Source organism: Pseudomonas sp. 18058 (assembly GCF_902706155.1).
GTDB lineage: Bacteria > Pseudomonadota > Gammaproteobacteria > Pseudomonadales > Pseudomonadaceae > Aquipseudomonas > Aquipseudomonas rustica.
In genome coordinates this window covers 1-18,100 of sequence record NZ_CACSJY010000070.1, presented here as the reverse complement: position 1 = coordinate 18,100, position 18,100 = coordinate 1, and the positions used below count along the sequence as shown (strand labels likewise).

Sequence of the window (18,100 nt, the reverse complement as noted above, 5' to 3'; positions counted from 1 at the left end):
AAGGACTCGCCCATGAAAGCGTTCGGCAAAATCCTGGGTCTGGTACTTCTCGGGCTGTTGCTGATCATCGTGGCGGCAGGCTTTGCCCTGACCCACCTCTTCGATCCCAACGACTATAAAGACGAGATCCGCCAGATAGCCCGCGACAAGGCCCACATCGAGCTGACGCTCAATGGCGATATCGGCTGGAGCCTGTTCCCGTGGCTCGGCCTGGAATTGCACGAGGCCAGCGTCGCCACCCTGATCAAACCGGCCGAACCGTTTGCCGATTTGCAGATGCTCGGCCTGTCCGTGCGTGTGCTGCCGCTGCTGCGCCGTGAAGTGCAGATGAGCGACGTGCGCGTCGAAGGCCTGAACCTGCGCCTGAACCGCGACAAGGACGGTCATGGCAACTGGGAAGACATCGGCAAGCTGCCGCAGCCTGCCGGTGCAACGCCGCCCGCCGTTGCCAGTCAACCGGCCAGCGAAACCCCGCCAGCAGCGGAAAAACCACCTCAGCCAATCCGCCTCGACATCGACAGCCTGACCGTCAACAACGCCCGCGTTGAATACAACGACGAGAAGACCGGCAAGCAGTTCAGCGCCGAAAGCATCCAGTTGAGCACCGGCGCGGTTCACGATTCGACCAATATTCCGTTGAAGGCCACCGCTTTCCTCAGCACCAACCAGCCGATGCTGCGGGTGCGCACCGAGCTGAACGGCGAATTGCGCATCGAGCGCGCGCTGCAACGCTACAGGTTCGAAGACATGAAATTGTCCGGCGAACTGACTGGTGATCCGCTGCAAGGCAAGGCCATGACCTTCTCGGCTCAAGGCCAGGTTTCGCTGGATAAAGCCGCGAACGTCGCCGAATGGACGGGGATCAAGATCTCCGCTAACCAATTGCGCGCCTTGGGCGAACTGAAAGCCAACGATCTCGACAAGACTCCACAGATCACTGGCGGCCTCTCCATCGCTCAGTTCGATCTGGCGAAATTCGTCGACAGCATCGGCCAGACACTTCCAGCGATGGCCGCCGGCAGCCTGAGCAAAGTCGAACTGGTCAGCCGCATTGCCGCCACGCCAACCAGCGTCGCGTTCGACAACATCAACCTGAAAGTCGACGACAGCAGCTTCAGCGGCCGCATCGCCGTCGAGGATTTCGCCAAGCAATCGCTGCGCGCGATCCTCAAGGCTGACACCTTCAACGTCGACCGCTACTTGCCGCCGAAATCGGAAAAAGCCGCCAACGCCACGCAAGTACGTCAGGCCGAAGTCGCCAGCACCGAGGCCGATGCCATGGCCGGCGCCGGCAGTACGCCGCTGCCGGACAAGCCGACCAAAACCGCGTGGAGCACCGATCGCCTGTTGCCGGTGGAACGTCTGGCCAAGCTCGATGTGGACGCCGATCTGACCTTCGGCCAACTGACCCTCGACAAATTGCCGATCCAGAACGCCGCACTGAAAGCCACCGGCCAGGGCGGCTTGCTGACCCTGACCAATCTGAGCGGTGATCTGTACAACGGCAACTTCGCCGCCAATGGCACCCTTGATGTCCGCCAAACCGCGCCCGTGCTGAATTTGCAGACCAAGCTCAACCGCGTGCCGGTCGATAAAATCCTCGAAAGCCAAGGCAAAAACCCGCCGGTGAAAGGTCTGGTGACGCTCACCAGTAACGTCACCGGCAACGGCAACAGCCAGCAAGCGCTGATCGAAAGCCTCAACGGCAACGCCAGTTTCGTGATCAACAACGGCGTGCTGCTCAACGCCAACCTTGAACAGCAATTGTGCAAAGGCATCGCCACGCTCAACCGCAAAACCCTCAGCGGCGAGCCACGCGGCAAAGACACGCCATTCCAGGAACTCAAGGGCAACCTGACCTTCCGCAACGGCATCGCCAGCAACCCGGATCTGAAAGTGCGCATCCCCGGCATGACCGTCAACGGTGACGGCGACATCGATTTGCGCGTGCTCGGCATGGATTACCGCGTCGGCATCATCGTCGAAGGCGACACCAGTGCGATGCCGGATCCAGCCTGTCAGGTCGGCGAAAAATTCGTCGGCATCGAGTGGCCGCTGCGCTGCCGTGGCCCGCTGGAGCTGGGCGCGAAAGCCTGCCGCGTCGACAACGATCGACTCGGTCAGGTCGCGACCAAACTGGCTGGCGACAAGCTCAGCGACAAGATCGATGAAAAACTCGGTGACAAGGTCAGCCCGGAATTGAAAAACGCATTGAAGGGGCTGTTCAAGCGATGAGAGCGGAGCAGTTTTCCACGGCGGTGCTGGAGTGGTTCGACCGCCACGGCCGCCACGATTTGCCTTGGCAGCAAGACATCAACCCGTATCGGGTGTGGGTGTCGGAGATCATGCTGCAGCAGACTCAGGTCAGCACCGTGCTCAATTACTTCGACCGTTTCATGGCCGCGCTGCCGACGGTCGAAGCGCTCGCCGAAGCGCCGGAAGACGAGGTGCTGCACTTGTGGACTGGCTTGGGTTATTACACCCGCGCACGCAATTTGCAGAAGACCGCGAAGATCGTCGTCAGCCAGTACGGCGGCGAGTTTCCGCGCGACGTCGAAAAGCTTACGGATTTGCCGGGTATCGGCCTGTCCACTGCTGGCGCCATCGCGAGCATCAGCATGGGCCTGCGCGCGCCGATCCTCGACGGCAACGTCAAACGCGTGCTGGCGCGCTTTACTGCGCAAGAGGGTTATCCCGGCGAGCCGAAGGTGGCCAAACAGCTCTGGGCCAACGCTGAGCGCTTTACGCCGCATGATCGGGTCAACGCCTACACCCAGGCGATGATGGATCTCGGCGCCACGCTCTGCACGCGCAGCAAGCCGAGTTGCCTGCTGTGTCCGCTGGAGCGTGGTTGTGAAGCGCACATGCTCGGCCTCGAAACCCGCTACCCGATTCCCAAGCCGCGCAAAGCCATCCCGCAGAAGCGCACGCTGATGCCGATGCTCGCCAACGGCGACGGTGCGATTCTGCTTTACCGTCGCCCCTCGAGCGGTTTGTGGGGCGGTTTGTGGAGCCTGCCGGAACTCGACGACCTCGACGACCTGCAACACCTCGCCGATCAGCACGCGCTGACCATGGGCGAGCAGCAGGCGCTGCCGAGCCTTGTCCACACGTTCAGCCATTTCCAGCTGTCCATCGAACCCTGGCTGGTTCAGGTACAGGAGGCCGCCCATCACGTGGCCGAGGCCGACTGGCTCTGGTATAACCTCGCCACCCCGCCGCGCCTGGGCCTCGCCGCCCCGGTCAAAACCTTGCTCGAACGCGCGGCCGCCGTCTTGAATGCAGGAGAGTCGCCATGACCCGCACCGTAATGTGCCGCAAGTACAAAGAAGAACTGCCAGCCCTGGAACGCGCCCCTTTCCCGGGCGCTAAAGGTCAGGATATTTTTGACCACGTCTCGGCCAAGGCCTGGGCCGACTGGCAGAAACACCAGACCCTGCTGATCAATGAGAAGCGTTTGAACATGATGAACGCCGAAGACCGCAAATATCTTCAGGGCGAAATGGACAAGTACTTCTCCGGCGAGGAATACGCTCAAGCCGAAGGCTACGTTCCGCCTGCAGAGTAAACCCCGGAAATCGGGGGTCGGATCGTAAGCGACGGAATTAATTTAAGAAATTTTAAAAAAGTCGTTGACGTAAATCCGAAAAACCCTTTTAATGCGCCCCGTTGCCCAGATAGCTCAGTCGGTAGAGCAGGGGATTGAAAATCCCCGTGTCGGCGGTTCGATTCCGTCTCTGGGCACCAAATACCGAAAACCCTGAATCGCAAGATTCAGGGTTTTTTTATGTCTGCGATTTGGTAAGGCACGGTTACATATCGACGGAATCGCCGGACAACGTTTCCCTCCCCCTCTATCTACCCCTCCCAACAAGCATCAGATCGCGATCAGACGAATAAGCCTACAAGGCCCGGAGTCGCACATCCCTGAAGTCTCTCAAACCTGTCTGAATGCTCCGTAGGCCACAGCGGAAATGGACGACATACACGACGCTTCGGTTTTGGCAAAATGCGAGGAAGAGTTACCGCATCGCTCTACACCAGACTTACAACACGGAAGTAACCTGACAACGAAGGAACACAATGTCTTGGGACATCATCGGCATGCTCGCGCTCGTCGCGTTCTGCGCCGGTTTTTTTGATGCGATCGCTGGGGGCGGCGGCTTGATCACCCTGCCGGCTTTATTTCTGGCGGGGGTGGATCCGATCAGCGCCATTGCCACGAACAAGTTTCAGGCGGCATCAGCCACGATCTCGGCCACGGCAACCTTTGCCCGCAACGGCTTGATCGAATGGCGGGAAGGTCGCTATCTGATGATCTGTGGCTTCATTGGCGGCGCCAGCGGTGCGCTGCTGGTCAGCTCAATCGACAAGCGCTACCTCGAAGCCTGCGTGCCGATCATGTTGATTCTGGTGGCCATCTATTTTGCGCTGTCGCCAAAACTGGCGAATGAAGATCGACGCAAGCGAATAGGAATTCTGCTGTTTTCATTTACCGTTGCGCCCATCCTGGGCTTTTACGACGGTATATTCGGGCCGGGCGTGGGTTCTTTCTTTATCGTAGGATTTGTCCTTCTGTGCGGCTTGGGCATGATGCGCGCCATGAGTTTTACCAAGCTCGCCAACGCATCCTGCAATCTGGGTTCGCTGGCGGTGTTCATCACCAAAGGCGTGATCATCTGGCCAGTCGCAATTGCCATGGCACTGGCGGCGTTTTTCGGCGCTCAGTTAGGCGCGCGTGCCGCTGTTCGAGTCGGGCCGCGACTGATTAAACCGATGCTGATCGTGGTTTGCTGCGCCTTGGCCATCAAACTGCTGAGTGTTGAAAGCAACCCATTGCGCGTTGTGCTCTCGCAGGCAGTGGCCTCGTTTTGAGCAGCATCACGCCGCAACCATGAAAACCCGCGATCCCATCCTCAGAGATCCGCCCTTACGGAAGAGGGTCATCCCCGCGATGAACCAGAAACGCACTCGCATCCCCCTGCCCCATCCGCCGCCACCTCGGGAAAGCCTGGTGTCGAGAGGACTGGCGATCATGATCAGCGTGTTTCTGATCAGCACCGGCGCGCTGCTGTGCTACTCGGTCATCGACGGCTTGATTCACGACACCATCACCACCGCCACTCGCGGCGGGCCGGCCAAGGTCTACACCCTTGCCGGGCAACCGGGCGCGTACTGGTTTCATATCGTTTTTGAAGGATTTTTTGGCGGATTGCTGCTGGTCGCAGGGGTGGCGTGGCATCGACTGACGCGTATCGGCAAACCTGCGAGCAGGGCCCGGCGTAAATACCGGTAGCACTTGGCGCTCGTAAGAAATGGACTACAGACCCTGCCCGCCAACGTCCTTTTCCCCGGCAGTGTCCTGCATGACCAATCGCCTCTTCCTGCGGATTTCACCGTCTCTCCCGACATACTCAAACGGCGACGCCGGGCATGCTTTTGCGTCTGTTCACAATGAAGCGAAAGACCCGATGAGCCAGTTAAAACCTGCTGACACGCAAGACCCGAAAATCGATTCATTGCTGGGGGAGCTTGGCGAGTTGATTCGTCAGGCACGGCAAAAAGTGCTGCGAGCGGTTGATACGATTCAAGTGCAGACCTGCTGGCAGATCGGCCGGCATATCGTCGAGTTTGAGCAACAGGGCGCCCAGCGTGCGGGCTATGGAAAGCAACTGCTGGCTCTGCTGGCGAAGGATCTGACGGCGCAGTTCGGGAAGGGGTTTGACGCATCAAATCTGCGCTATATGCGCCTCTTTTATCAGGCGTTTCCAATTCGTGACGCACTGCGTCACGAATTGAGCTGGACCCACTATCGTCGGCTGTTGGGAGTGAACAATGAAAAAGCGCGCCATTGGTACATGGAAGAATCCGCCAACCTGAACTGGTCAAGCCGCGCCCTCGATCGCCAGATTCTCACCCTCTACTACGAGCGGCTCCTCATGAGTCGAGACAAAGCCGACGTGATCGAAGAAGCCACCACCAACATCGAAGCGATGAAATGCAATCCGCGTGAGTTCATTCGCGATCCGGTCATGCTCGAGTTTCTCGGCCTGCCGTCAGCCGGCAAGGTCAGGGAAAGCAGTCTCGAACAAGCCCTCATCGATCACCTGCAGGGCTTTCTGCTCGAACTGGGCAAAGGCTTTTCCTTCGTTGCTCGCCAGCAACGCATCAGTACCGACGGCGTCGATCTGTACATCGATCTGGTGTTCTACAACTACCTGCTCAAATGCTTTGTGATCATCGATCTCAAACGCGGCAAGCTCAGCGCCCGCGATGTCGGGCAGATGGACATGTATGTGCGCATGTATGACGAGCTGATGCGCAGCGAGGGCGACAAGCCGACAGTCGGGATAATTTTGTCTGCCGAAAGCAACGATTCGGTGGCGCGCTATTCAATGCTCAAAGGCAACGAACAACTGTTCGCCAGCAGCTACAAAACGATATTGCCGAGTGAAGAAGAGTTGCGCGCAGAACTCAATCGCGAACAGGCCTTGATCGAAGAACGCATGCTGACTCAATCCACTGAATAAACCCTACGGATTGTTCCCGGGCGGCGCGGAGACTATCGTTGGCAGCTTACCCGTCAAGGTCGAGAGTCATGAGCTGTCAGGACATGCCCGCAACGCAGGATGTGCAGTCAAGGTCGCCGATTTTGAATACTGCTCAAGGCGAGCCTTTCAAAGAATCGGCTACCGACGGCTATGTGCTGGGCGGTTTCACCTGGCGTCACACATCCCCCGATGCCCAGCGCCCGGTGGTCATCATCAACGCCGCCACCTCCGTGCGCTGCGGCCACTACTCGCGATTCGCCGCCTATCTGTTCGCCAATGGCTTCGACGTCATCACCTACGACTACCGCGGCATCGGCGAATCGCGACAGGCTTCGATCAAAGGCCTGAACGCTTCGTGGACTGATTGGGGCGCGCTGGATTTCGAGGCGATGCTCAAGCGTGCGCAACGTGAGTTTCCCGGTCAGCCGATTGACGTGGTCGGGCACAGTTTTGGCGGTTGCGCGGCGGGCTTGGCAGAGTCCGGGCGAGTTATCCGACGGTTGGTCACTGTCGGCGCGCAGTTCGCCTACTGGCGAGATTACGCGCCCGAGCATCGCTGGCGCATGTTTGGCAAATGGCATCTGCTGATGCCGTTGATGACCCTGTTCTGCGGCTACTTCCCCGGCAAACGCCTCGGCTGGCTGGAAGACACACCGACGGGCGTCGTGCGCGACTGGAGCACGCCTGCCCCGCGTTTTGAAGGGCGCCCAAGCGGTCGCGCACTGATGAAAAAAACCGGCACCCTGCCCTTCGCCAATGTCCGCGCGCAGACGCTGGCCATCAGCATCAGCGACGATCCCTACGGCACGATTGCGGCCATCGAACGCCTGCTCGGCTACTTCAACAACGCTTCAAAAACCCACCTGCGCATCGAACCGCAGGACATCGGCGAACAACAAGTCGGACATTTCGCCTTTTTTCGCAGCGCATACCAAGCCACACTATGGCCCATCGCTCTGACCTGGCTGCACACCGGCGCACTGGCCCCCGACACACCGGGGCGGCAAGTCCCGCGCAGCTGAGCCCTCTCAACGCACGACGGAACACATCATGGCCTCCGCCAACAAGCAGCAAAAACGCGCCACCCGGGCCAAAGCCAAGGCCAAGCAGAACCGCACCAAACGCGCTGAAGCGCCGGTCGAGCTGGACCCGAACGACGATCGTATCGACTTCGAGTCGGTGGATCTGACCGAGCTGTTCAAGAAAATGATCGACGCCGAGAAGATCAGCCAGCAGGCCCTGTGCACCGCGTTCCTCGAAGACCCGCTGCTGGAGCTGGTTTATGAGCAGGAAGGCGAAGAAGGCGCGATGGACTTCATCCTCGCCGCGCTGATCGAGTATCGCCAGTGGTCGCAGGAAACCGACGAGGCCGGCGCCTTGGCGTGGATCGAATCACCGGCCTTCCAGGCCGACTATGTGGCGGCGTCCGACGCGATCGCCGCAAATACCCAACAGAAGAACTGAGCTCCCATGGCATCCCTGAACAAGCAACAGAAACGCGCCAAACGCGCCAAGGCCAAAGCCAAACAAATCCGTATGGTCGGCCGCAAGCCACTGGAACAGGACGAAGACCTCGACCACCTCGCCGAGCCGGTGCCGGAATACGTCCTGGCGATGTTCAGCAAAATGCGCGACGCCGAAGCCATCAGCCGCAATGAAATGCTGCTGACTCTGCTGCGCGAACTGGCGTTCGTCATCGTTGATCATCCAGAGCTGCTGGACATGGAAAACGCCGACAACGAAGGCATGGCCGCCACTCACCTGGCCGCCGACATGCTGATCGACTACCGCATGTGGGCCGAAGGCGTAACGATCGAAGAAGCCCAGGCCTGGCTGAGCGAACCGCAGTTCATCACCGATTTCGGGGTTGCGCTGGATGCTTATGGCAAGTCGGTAGAAGCACAGGAAGACAAGAGCGAATAAACATCGCTCAAAAACAAAAACGGCCGCTAGTCATCACTGACAGCGGCCGTTTTGCATTACGCGTTACGGATCAGTTCAACACCACCGCGCCACGTTTTTCCAGCTTGCGACGGCGTGCGACCAGTAGACCGGCAGCCACCACCATCAGGCTCAGCAGGCCAGTCGCGAGGATCTCCACGCGATGCGCTTCCTGGAACAGCATGATGGTCAGGGCCGCGACGATGAAGATGATCACCGCGTAGGTCAGGCCCGGGAACAGCCACATGCTGAAGACGATTTTCTCGCCGCGTGCCATGCGCTGCTTGCGCATACGCAGTTGCGAGAAGGCGATTACCAGGTACACCAACAGTGCGATCGCGCCGGAGCTGGCCAGCAGGAATTCGAACACCGCTGCCGGGGCCACGTAGTTGGCGAATGTGCAGAGGAACGCTGCGCCAGTCGACAACATCACTGCCCAGTAAGGCGTGCCGCTTTTGTTGGTGCGGGTCGACATGGCCGGGGCATCGCCACGCTTGCCGAGGGAGAAGAGCATGCGCGACGAGGTGTACAGCGCCGAGTTCAGGCAGCTGGTCACCGCGACCAGAACGACGATGTCGACGATCATTTTCGCGTTAGGAATGCCCATGCGCTCAAGCACGGTCTGGTAGGAACCGAGGTTGGCCAGCGTAGGATCGTTCCAAGGCACCAGCGCTACAACGATGAAGATCGATACAAGGTAGAACAAGCCGATCCGCCAGATCACCGAGTTGGTGGCCTTGGAGATTTGCTTGCCCGGGTTTTTCGATTCCGCGGCCGCGATGGTCACGATTTCGGTACCCATGAAGGAGAACATGGTAGTCAGGATTGCACCCAGCACCGCACCCATGCCGTTTGGCAGGAAGCCGCCGCTGTCGAACAGGTGCGACACACCGCTGACCTGGCTGTTCGGCAGGAAGCCGAAAATGGCCGCAAGACCAAGGCCGATAAAGCCGATGATCGCCAGCACTTTAATCAGCGCAAACCAGAATTCGAACTCGCCGTAATTCTTCACGCTGAACAGGTTGGTGACCGTGAGCAACATGGTGATGATCAGCGCGAAAGCCCAAATGCCTACGCTCGGGAACCATGCGTGGAGGATGGTCGCGGCGGCATTGGCTTCCAGCGGAATCACCAATACCCAGAACCACCAGTACAACCAGCCGATGGTGAAACCGGCCCAGTGCCCGATGGCGCGGTCGGCGTAAGTCGAGAACGAACCGGTGTCCGGCGAGGCAACAGCCATTTCGCCGAGCATGCGCATCACTAACACCACCAGGGTACCGGCGGCGGCGTAAGCCAGCAGCACGGCAGGGCCGGCGGCAGCGATGGCGTGGCCGGAGCCAACGAACAGACCGGCGCCGATCACACCGGCGATCGACAACATGGTCACATGACGCGGTTTGAGCCCTTGTTCAAGGCCATTGGAGCTTGGGGTACTGCTCATCGAAACTACCTTTGCGAGGAAAGCGATTCAGTCCGTCCTGTCTGGTGTGTTCTTTCTCGTAAAAAGAAACCAACAGGGCGTTCCGGATTCTGCACGCAATAAATGCGCCAAAATGTTTCAAAGTCTTCTGGATCGCGGCTTTGCGTGCGACCGGACGGTCATCGCAAGTCCTTGAGATTAATGGCTATTCGCCAGAACGTTACCCTGCGACTCACTTTCAAGACAAATCAGCGCACCAGAAACACACTGAAAAAGTGTGGGATGCACAATAAAAGAGCGAATCCTGTACGTTCGGCCGGATAGCGCTTCCAACACCCCGCCAAAGCTGGCAACATCGCGCCTTTTTTTACGCGACACCCACGGGTTTGCACGATCAAACACCCGTTCGGTTGTTGATGGGGCGACAGTCTGCTGTGCCGATGCGACAACCTGCCACATGCCACCCGTTAACCGCTCGTAGCGCTGTTGGCTGCCATTGAAACGCTATGCTAGCTTGGCCGCCTCGCCAGGAAGGCCACCCAACAGCTGGAGCGCAACATATATGAGGAACGCACATGGCTGAGGCCACGCCCGCGCTTGAAATCCGCAACCTGCACAAACGCTACGGACAGCTTGAGGTGCTCAAAGGCATCTCGCTGACCGCCCGCGACGGCGATGTGATCTCGATCCTCGGTTCCTCCGGTTCCGGCAAGTCCACGTTCCTGCGTTGCATCAACCTGCTGGAAAACCCGCACCAGGGCCAGATTCTGGTGGCCGGTGAAGAACTCAAGCTCAAGGCCGCCAAGAATGGCGAACTGGTTGCCGCCGACGGCAAACAGATCAATCGCCTGCGCTCCGAGATTGGTTTTGTGTTTCAAAACTTTAATCTGTGGCCGCACATGAGCATCCTCGACAACATCATCGAGGCCCCGCGTCGCGTGCTCGGCCAGAGCAAAGCCGAAGCCATCGAAGTCGCCGAAGCGCTGCTGGCCAAGGTCGGCATCTCCGACAAGCGCCACGCGTACCCGGCGGAATTGTCCGGCGGTCAGCAACAACGCGCGGCGATTGCCCGCACGCTGGCGATGCAACCGAAGGTGATCCTGTTCGACGAGCCCACCTCGGCGCTTGACCCGGAAATGGTTCAGGAAGTACTTAGTGTCATCCGCGCTTTGGCCGAAGAAGGCCGCACCATGCTGCTCGTGACCCACGAAATGGGCTTCGCCCGTCAGGTCTCCAGCGAAGTGGTGTTCCTTCACCAAGGCCTTATAGAAGAGCAAGGATCGCCACAGCAGGTGTTCGAAAACCCGCTTTCGGCGCGCTGCAAACAATTCATGTCCAGCAACCGCTAACGGAGCAACATGCATGCAGAACTATAAAAAGGTCTTCCTGGCCGCCGCCGTCACCCTCGCGTTCAGCGCCGGTGCCATGGCTGAAACCCTGAAGATGGGCATCGAAGCGGCTTACCCGCCGTTCAACAATAAAGACGCCAGCGGCAACGTGGTCGGCTTCGACAAAGACATCGGCGACGCCCTGTGCGCGAAGATGAAAGTCGAATGCAGCGTGGTCACGTCCGACTGGGACGGCATCATTCCGGCCCTGAACGCGAAGAAGTTCGACTTCCTGATCTCCTCGCTGTCGATCACCGAAGAGCGCAAAGGCGCGGTCGATTTCACCGACCCGTACTACTCGAACAAGCTGCAGTTCATCGCACCGAAAAACGTCGACTTCAAAACCGACAAGGACTCGCTGAAAGGCAAGACCATCGGTACCCAGCGTGCAACCCTGGCCGGTACCTGGCTAGAAGACACCTACGCCGATGACATCAAAGTCAGTCTCTACGACACCCAGGAAAACGCCTACCTCGACCTGACCTCCGGTCGTGTCGACGCGATCCTCGCCGACAAGTATGCCAACTATGACTGGCTGAAAAGCGACGCTGGCAAGAACTACGAGTTCAAAGGTGACCCGGTCGTAGAAAGCGACAAGATCGGCATCGCTGTGCGCAAAGGCGACCCACTGCGTGAGAAGTTGAACGCTGCCCTGAAGGAAATCGTCGCCGACGGTACCTACAAGAAGATCAACGACAAGTACTTCCCGTTCAGCATCTACTGATCCTGACCTGTGGGACTGGCGCCGTGATTGAACGGCGCCGGCTCCCGACTTTGCCTGCCGCAATTTGAACAGAATTCCATGATTATCGACCTCTACGGATTCGGCCCGGCCCTCGCTGCCGGCGCGCTGATGACCGTCCAACTGGCCCTTACGGCCCTGTGCCTGGGATTGGTGCTCGGTCTGCTCGGCGCCTTGGCCAAGACTTCCCCGTACAAGCCGCTGCAATGGCTTGGCGGCACTTATTCGACCCTCGTGCGCGGCGTCCCGGAATTGCTCTGGGTGCTGTTGATCTACTTCGGTACGGTCAACCTGATGCGCGCCCTCGGTGAGTTCTTCGGCAACCCCGACCTGCAACTCAACGCCTTCGCCGCTGGCGTGATCGCCCTCGGCCTGTGCTTCGGCGCTTACGCCACGGAAGTGTTCCGTGGTGCAATCCTCGCCATTCCCAAAGGCCACCGTGAGGCCGGCCAGGCCCTGGGCCTGTCGAAATGGCGGATCTTCACCCGGCTGATCATGCCGCAGATGTGGCGCATCGCCCTTCCCGGTCTGGGCAATCTGTTCATGATCCTGATGAAAGACACCGCGCTGGTCTCGGTGATCGGCCTGGAAGAAATCATGCGTCACGCGCAAATCGGCGTGACCGTGTCGAAACAACCGTTCACCTTCTATATGGTCGCCGCGATCATGTACCTGGGCCTGACCGTGCTGGCGATGACCGGCATGCACTTCCTGGAAAAACGCGCCGCTCGCGGCTTTGCGAGGAGCGCTTAAATGAACTGGGAAGTCATCATCAAGTGGCTGCCGAAACTGGCGCAGGGCGCGACCCTGACTCTGGAACTGGTGGCCATCGCTGTCATCGCCGGTTTGCTGCTGGCGATTCCGCTAGGCATCGCCCGCTCCTCCAAGCTCTGGTACGTGCGCTCGTTGCCTTACGCCTACATCTTCTTTTTCCGTGGCACGCCACTTTTGGTTCAGCTGTTTCTGGTTTATTACGGTTTGGCGCAGTTCGACGCGGTGCGTGCAAGTGCGTTGTGGCCGTACCTGCGCGATCCGTTCTGGTGTGCGACCGTGACCATGACCCTGCACACGGCGGCGTACATCGCCGAGATTCTGCGCGGGGCGATTCAGGCGATTCCGCCGGGCGAAATCGAAGCGGCGCGAGCCTTGGGCATGTCCAAGCCGAAGGCGATGTTCTACATCATCCTCCCGCGCGCGGCGCGCATCGGCCTGCCGGCCTACAGCAACGAAGTGATCCTGATGCTCAAGGCCAGCGCGCTGGCCAGCACCGTGACCTTGCTGGAACTGACCGGCATGGCGCGCACGATCATCGCGCGCACTTATCTGCCGGTGGAGATCTTCTTCGCCGCGGGCGTGTTCTATCTGCTGATGGCTTACGTGCTCGTGCGCGGCTTCAAGCTGCTGGAGCGCTGGCTGCGCGTCGATGCCTGCCAAGGGCGTTGATTCCTCCTACGTGCTGACGGGCGAGGACTTACTCGCCCGCTTCACCGCGCTGGATGCTTTTTTGATTGAGCATCAGGCGCTGTGGAAACCTCGACCGTTCACCCATCTTTCGCTTGCTTGGGAAGCGTCCTACCCGGAACTGGCGTTGTGGCTACGCGGGCGGTCGCTGGAAGACGCGGAAAACGCTCATAACCACCCTGCTGATCTTTCTGATGCGCCGGAGCCGTTCGCTTCATTGGCGGCGTTGTCGGCTGAGTTGAGTGTGGTTGGCGAGTTGCTGGAACATGCGCTGGAAGCTGCGGGGCATCGCTTGAATGTCGATGTACCGGGGCGCAAGTGGCAGCAGATCGAGGCGTTTGCCAGTCGCTTGTCCTTTGCCTCGCGGCCGACGCATTGGCTGGATTGGTGTTCTGGCAAGGGGCATTTGGGGCGGCGCTTGTTGGGCTCGGGACAGCAACTGACTTGCGTTGAATACGATCCGCTATTGGTTGCCAGCGGACAGGCGTTGAGTCAGCGTCATCATCTGCACGCTTTGCACGTGGAACAGGATGTACTGGCGGCGGACACCTCTGCCGTATTGAGCGCGAATCACACGCCCGTCGCCCTTCACGCCTGCGGTGATCTGCATGTGCGCTTGATGCAACTGGCCAGTGCCGCAGGTTGCCAGCAAATGGCGATCGCGCCCTGCTGCTACAACCGCACCAGTCGTAGCGAATATCAGGCCTTGTCCTGCGCAGGATCGGCATCGTTCCTACAACTCTCGCTGGAAGATCTGGCGCTGCCGATGAGTGAAACCGTTACCGCCGGTGCACGCGTCCGACGTCAGCGCGACACCTCGATGGCCCGTCGCCTCGCTTTCGACCTGCTGCAACGGCAAGTGCGTGGCGTCGATGAGTATTTGCCAACGCCATCGTTGCCCAGCGCTTGGCTGGACAAACCGTTCGCCGATTACTGCCGCGATCTGGCCGACCTCAAAGAGTTATCCACAGTCGGCACACCAGATTGGGCCGCACTGGAAGCGGCGGGATGGCAACGATTGGCCGAAGTGCGCAACCAGGAGTTGCTGCGCGGATTATTCCGACGACCACTGGAGCTTTGGCTGAACCTAGATCGGGCACTTTTCCTCGCCGAACAGGGATACGTCGTACGCCTCGGCACTTTCTGCGAATCAGCGCTGACTCCGCGCAATTTCCTGTTGTTGGCCGAACGCGAATAACCTACCGCCAGCCTGTGGATAACTCTGTTGATGGATTTTGCTCGGATCCAATATCCACGCCTGTTTCGGTGCTGAAACAGCTCTGGTCATTTTTTGTTCACATAAAGAAAAAACCAATAAAACAGGGATTTGCGAACAAAATGAGAACGCGTCCACAAAAACCGGCCTAAGCACGTCTTCACGGTGCTCGGTTGTGCATAAGCCGCCAATCAAAACGACATAACCGCCGAAAAAAAGCAAAGCTCAGCGGCCTTATCACCCATGCCCAAGACTGAAAATGGGCTCCTCGATAATTAACGTCTGAACCTGGCGAACGCGACGCCCGACACCACCTCGCGACCGCCCTGCATCGCGCCGAACACGCAGAAGCGCAGCCATTCGCCCGGCCAAACAGTCGCATCGGGCGGACGGTGCAAGCGCTGCGAAATGTACTGCGCAGGGCCTGATTTTCAGAGATGCAAAAATAGTCTGAATTCAGGGGTTTACAGAAATTATCCAGTCGCTATAATCGTCGCCCACACGCCGGTATAGCTCAGTTGGTAGAGCAACTGACTTGTAATCAGTAGGTCCCGGGTTCGACTCCTGGTGCCGGCACCATACAAAACAAAGCCCCTGCAGAAATGCAGGGGCTTTGTTGTTTCTGGGGTGTTTATATTTTTGGCAGCGTTTCTGCTTCAGCTCAAATTTCCGTCTTTATGCCAAATTATGAACTGGCAATAATTATGGCGTACCCATAAAAATATGTAATCGGATGAGCAGCATTTCTCGTTGCCCTGAACTGGCGGGTTCAATGGAAATCAGGCTTTCCGATCCAATATCGCTTGATGCCTCGACGCTTTGTTCCTCCGCCACAGAGAATGGCATCAACGTAACGCGCGCGGCCTCACCGCCTTCATCTGACGTACAGACTCCAGTAAGCCCTGCTGGAATTGCTCCAGTTCATCGACCATCGCTGATCTCCTCGTTTTGCCAATCGCGGTGTGCCGGTGATCGCCGCCCTTTCCCACGCATCCCACTTGCTTCACATTTCACGACTGCTCACTGCGAACTCCTCAGTCGGGCGCGATCCTGATCTTCACGCCTGTGCCTCGCAATATTTGCAGGAATTGAGCAAGGCGCTGATCGATGATGTTGTGAAAGTAATGGATGCGCCGCCGGACAAGCCGTTGATGTAAATCAGCCACGTGAAGCCCTCGCTGATGCGAGGGCTTTTTGCGTTTCAGACCTGACTGATCTCAAACACAAACGAAATCTTCTGCTGACTCACACTCCACACATAGCGTAAATGTTTGCCCTGCTTCGGAATCGATAGCGCTGGCGGCCGAAACGCGGCGACGCATTCATGGCCCGGCGATCGAACGCTGTTATAGAGCAGTCCCCACGATTCGGTTTCGCGCAGTTGCCGGGCGAAAACCTGAGACGGCTCATAAGCCTCAGGATCCGGATTGTGCAGTTCGGGATGATCGTGACGAATGTCGTGTAACGCTTTAACCACCCGATTGACGTAAGTCCGCATGGTCAACTCAAGATCCGATTCCTGAGTCGCCGCAAGAAATCGTTCCTGGTGATAACAGGTTTCGGAGATGGCCGCGGCTTGGCTGCTCGCAGCGTAGTAAACGCCGAAGGTGCCGTCGCAGAAACGGCTGCGTTTGCCGATATGAGTAAACGCAGCCATCACCGGAGTCGATCCGGGGCCGGAGAGTCGATCTTCGGGACGCACTCGGGCGAGAACCCCGGCCTGCTCGATCAGACGATCATTGGTCAGCGCTTCAATTGCGTAGGCAACTTCCAGATCTTCGGGATCGAGCACGTCTTCGAACAGCGCAATCGGCGGGAAGCTGCTGTTGACGATCCGATAGGCTCGCGGCCACGGCACATCAACTAAATCGGGCGCCTTCAACCGCGCACACCATCGAGGTAGCGGCGCACATCGGCGATGTCGACCACGCGTCCGGCGAGCATGTAATCCAGCGCCGTTTGGCCATTGAACGGTGCGGCAGTGTTAGGGCTGCTGACCCAGGTGTACGCGCGCTCACGGCTATTGCTGAAGATGATGCTCAGCGCCTTGTGAATGCCCATCAGGTAGGAGATGCGCTCAAGGGTGTCGTTCGGCAGACGGATATTTGGCAGGTGTTTGTATTTGTAGAACGTGGTGTTGCCGACGCCGCCCAGCAATGTGCGTTGCTGCTCGGCGCTGCAGCCCCAACGCTCCATGAGGTTGAAGAAGAACTTCAGCGCGACGCGGCCAGCTTCGGGGGCGTCGAGTTGTTCGCTTGGAGTGAGGGCTGGAGGTGAAGTAGGCATCAGATCGTTACCAACTCGTTATGTGATACATCAAGATTAGTACACATATGAACCAAAAAAATAAATCGCTTCATATGCGGACTCCTATTGCCTATTTTTCGTTTGACTTGCCAATACGCCTGACAGAGAATCGGCCCCAAGAGCGCGAAACCGACTGCCTTCAGGTGGCAATAGTCGGCGTTAGGAACCCCGTTGATGACCTGAATATCAGCGCTCGGGTGAGACCTCTTCTCCCCTGCTTGAGGGAGCACAATATCAAGCACCTACTTCAGAAAAAGCAGCCTCTTCAGGCTGCTTTTTTTGTTTGGCGGTTTGGAAACGCTGATACACCAGTATTCCATGGCGATGCTTATTCAAGGCTTTCTTGTCGCAGTTCATGAAATTCCAGAGAGCGTGTCCATAGTCAGCGTGGATCACCACAAGCATCTGATATTTCGTGTCGTACGCACCGATGAACGCCAGTCGCATCGAACCGTCATCGTAGGAAATTTGCCAGATTTCCAAGGGATTCTGAATGGTATCCAATGCAAACTCGGTGAAGCGCTCTCGCGCATTGGGCCTTTTTTCGACGATATGTAGTAGGTATTCGCGTCTGACAGTGACCGCGACGTAAGGCTTTTGTATCACGGAGTAACTCTTGCCTTCCGACAACCCAAACCCCAACGCAACCTGCTCCCAAGCCAATTCCAAACTTGTCGCACCAGGAATTTCTCGAGCATTCGAATTCAATAACCTCACTTCGATATCGCGTATGTCCGGTAAGTCCAGGGCTATCCAATTGGTTTGATTGGGAGTAGCGCGCTTTCCTGGCAAATTCATTGGTACCCACCCAGTCGCGCCTTGGCTAGGCGGAAATATCCTTAACTGCAATGGATTCGGCCTTAACAAAATCCTCAAAGTAACAAGTCCATATTTCGCTGTTTTTGGCGGTGGGGTAAATCAGCCACATCCTCATTTGCAATCGGACGCTTCTGGTATCGGGAAGGATTGCTGCCGAGCGAAGGTGGGAAAAATCGCCACAGCTCTTAGATTCCAAACGAAAAAAAGTGCCCGGATCTTTCGATCCGGGCACTTTTTTTGACCCCCATCACC

The 18,100-nt window shown here is 58.1% G+C and carries 18 protein-coding genes, 2 tRNA genes and 1 pseudogene; 17 read left to right on the top strand and 4 right to left on the bottom strand.

Features of this window, described 5'->3' with window-relative positions:
* The first annotated feature begins 12 nt into the window (after positions 1-12).
* From GVL50_RS25580 to GVL50_RS25535, 10 genes are all read left to right on the top strand, one after another.
* The gene (locus tag GVL50_RS25580) at positions 13-2,235 is read left to right on the top strand and encodes an AsmA family protein (protein ID WP_159815487.1); all 2,223 of its coding nucleotides are present in this window, start codon (positions 13-15) and stop codon (positions 2,233-2,235) included.
* Complete coding sequence (mutY, locus tag GVL50_RS25575; protein ID WP_159815486.1) at positions 2,232-3,299, top strand: A/G-specific adenine glycosylase; 1,068 nt, start codon at positions 2,232-2,234, stop codon at positions 3,297-3,299. Before GVL50_RS25580 ends, mutY begins: the two co-directional genes overlap by 4 nt.
* Complete coding sequence (locus GVL50_RS25570) at positions 3,296-3,568, top strand: oxidative damage protection protein (RefSeq protein WP_053116583.1); 273 nt, start codon at positions 3,296-3,298, stop codon at positions 3,566-3,568. Before mutY ends, GVL50_RS25570 begins: the two co-directional genes overlap by 4 nt.
* Before the next feature lie 103 nt (positions 3,569-3,671).
* Positions 3,672-3,747 (top strand) — tRNA-Phe (locus tag GVL50_RS25565).
* Positions 3,748-4,083: 336 nt separating this feature from the next.
* Positions 4,084-4,875: a TSUP family transporter gene (locus GVL50_RS25560; RefSeq protein WP_159815485.1), complete on the top strand. Its 792-nt coding sequence runs from the start codon at positions 4,084-4,086 to the stop codon at positions 4,873-4,875.
* A gap of 79 nt (positions 4,876-4,954) precedes the next feature.
* Complete coding sequence (locus GVL50_RS25555) at positions 4,955-5,296, top strand: hypothetical protein (RefSeq protein WP_159815484.1); 342 nt, start codon at positions 4,955-4,957, stop codon at positions 5,294-5,296.
* 175 nt (positions 5,297-5,471) lie between these two features.
* Positions 5,472-6,530, top strand: a complete 1,059-nt coding sequence (locus GVL50_RS25550) for a YhcG family protein (RefSeq protein ID WP_159815483.1) — start codon at positions 5,472-5,474, stop codon at positions 6,528-6,530.
* A 68-nt stretch (positions 6,531-6,598) separates the two neighbouring features.
* Positions 6,599-7,573 carry an alpha/beta fold hydrolase gene (locus tag GVL50_RS25545; RefSeq protein ID WP_159815482.1) on the top strand — a complete coding sequence of 325 codons (975 nt, stop codon included), beginning with the start codon at positions 6,599-6,601 and terminating at the stop codon, positions 7,571-7,573.
* 28 nt (positions 7,574-7,601) lie between these two features.
* Positions 7,602-8,015, top strand: coding sequence for a hypothetical protein (locus GVL50_RS25540; RefSeq protein ID WP_053116577.1), 414 nt, complete (start codon positions 7,602-7,604; stop codon positions 8,013-8,015).
* A gap of 6 nt (positions 8,016-8,021) precedes the next feature.
* Positions 8,022-8,474 (top strand): hypothetical protein, encoded by a 453-nt coding sequence (locus GVL50_RS25535; protein ID WP_008080542.1) that lies wholly within the window; start codon positions 8,022-8,024, stop codon positions 8,472-8,474.
* 70 nt (positions 8,475-8,544) lie between these two features.
* Here the strand turns inward: GVL50_RS25535 and gabP are convergent, their stop codons facing one another.
* A complete protein-coding gene (gene gabP / locus GVL50_RS25530) occupies positions 8,545-9,936 on the bottom strand; it encodes a GABA permease (RefSeq protein WP_159815481.1) in 1,392 nt (463 codons plus the stop codon).
* A gap of 554 nt (positions 9,937-10,490) precedes the next feature.
* Here gabP and GVL50_RS25525 point away from each other — a divergent pair.
* From GVL50_RS25525 to GVL50_RS25495, 7 genes and pseudogenes are all read left to right on the top strand, one after another.
* Positions 10,491-11,264 carry an ABC transporter ATP-binding protein gene (locus GVL50_RS25525; protein ID WP_159815480.1) on the top strand — a complete coding sequence of 258 codons (774 nt, stop codon included), beginning with the start codon at positions 10,491-10,493 and terminating at the stop codon, positions 11,262-11,264.
* 13 nt (positions 11,265-11,277) lie between these two features.
* Complete coding sequence (locus tag GVL50_RS25520; RefSeq protein ID WP_053116574.1) at positions 11,278-12,027, top strand: ABC transporter substrate-binding protein; 750 nt, start codon at positions 11,278-11,280, stop codon at positions 12,025-12,027.
* A gap of 78 nt (positions 12,028-12,105) precedes the next feature.
* The gene (locus tag GVL50_RS25515) at positions 12,106-12,798 is read left to right on the top strand and encodes an ABC transporter permease (protein ID WP_007909165.1); all 693 of its coding nucleotides are present in this window, start codon (positions 12,106-12,108) and stop codon (positions 12,796-12,798) included.
* The gene (locus GVL50_RS25510) at positions 12,799-13,488 is read left to right on the top strand and encodes an ABC transporter permease (RefSeq protein WP_159815479.1); all 690 of its coding nucleotides are present in this window, start codon (positions 12,799-12,801) and stop codon (positions 13,486-13,488) included.
* The gene (locus tag GVL50_RS25505; protein ID WP_159815478.1) at positions 13,469-14,704 is read left to right on the top strand and encodes a methyltransferase; all 1,236 of its coding nucleotides are present in this window, start codon (positions 13,469-13,471) and stop codon (positions 14,702-14,704) included. Before GVL50_RS25510 ends, GVL50_RS25505 begins: the two co-directional genes overlap by 20 nt.
* A 521-nt stretch (positions 14,705-15,225) precedes the next feature.
* Positions 15,226-15,301 (top strand) — tRNA-Thr (locus tag GVL50_RS25500).
* 374 nt (positions 15,302-15,675) lie between these two features.
* A pseudogene (locus GVL50_RS25495) lies at positions 15,676-15,879 on the top strand (DUF3077 domain-containing protein); the annotation flags it as partial.
* 44 nt (positions 15,880-15,923) lie between these two features.
* On the opposite strand, the gene GVL50_RS25490 reads toward GVL50_RS25495, so the two are convergent.
* From GVL50_RS25490 to GVL50_RS25480, 3 genes are all read right to left on the bottom strand, one after another.
* Complete coding sequence (locus tag GVL50_RS25490) at positions 15,924-16,604, bottom strand: RES family NAD+ phosphorylase (protein ID WP_159815477.1); 681 nt, start codon at positions 16,602-16,604, stop codon at positions 15,924-15,926.
* Positions 16,601-17,008: an MbcA/ParS/Xre antitoxin family protein gene (locus tag GVL50_RS25485; RefSeq protein WP_159815476.1), complete on the bottom strand. Its 408-nt coding sequence runs from the start codon at positions 17,006-17,008 to the stop codon at positions 16,601-16,603. Before GVL50_RS25485 ends, GVL50_RS25490 begins: the two co-directional genes overlap by 4 nt.
* Before the next feature lie 255 nt (positions 17,009-17,263).
* Positions 17,264-17,827 carry a PBECR2 nuclease fold domain-containing protein gene (locus tag GVL50_RS25480; RefSeq protein WP_159815475.1) on the bottom strand — a complete coding sequence of 188 codons (564 nt, stop codon included), beginning with the start codon at positions 17,825-17,827 and terminating at the stop codon, positions 17,264-17,266.
* Between the last annotated feature and the right edge of the window lie 273 nt (positions 17,828-18,100).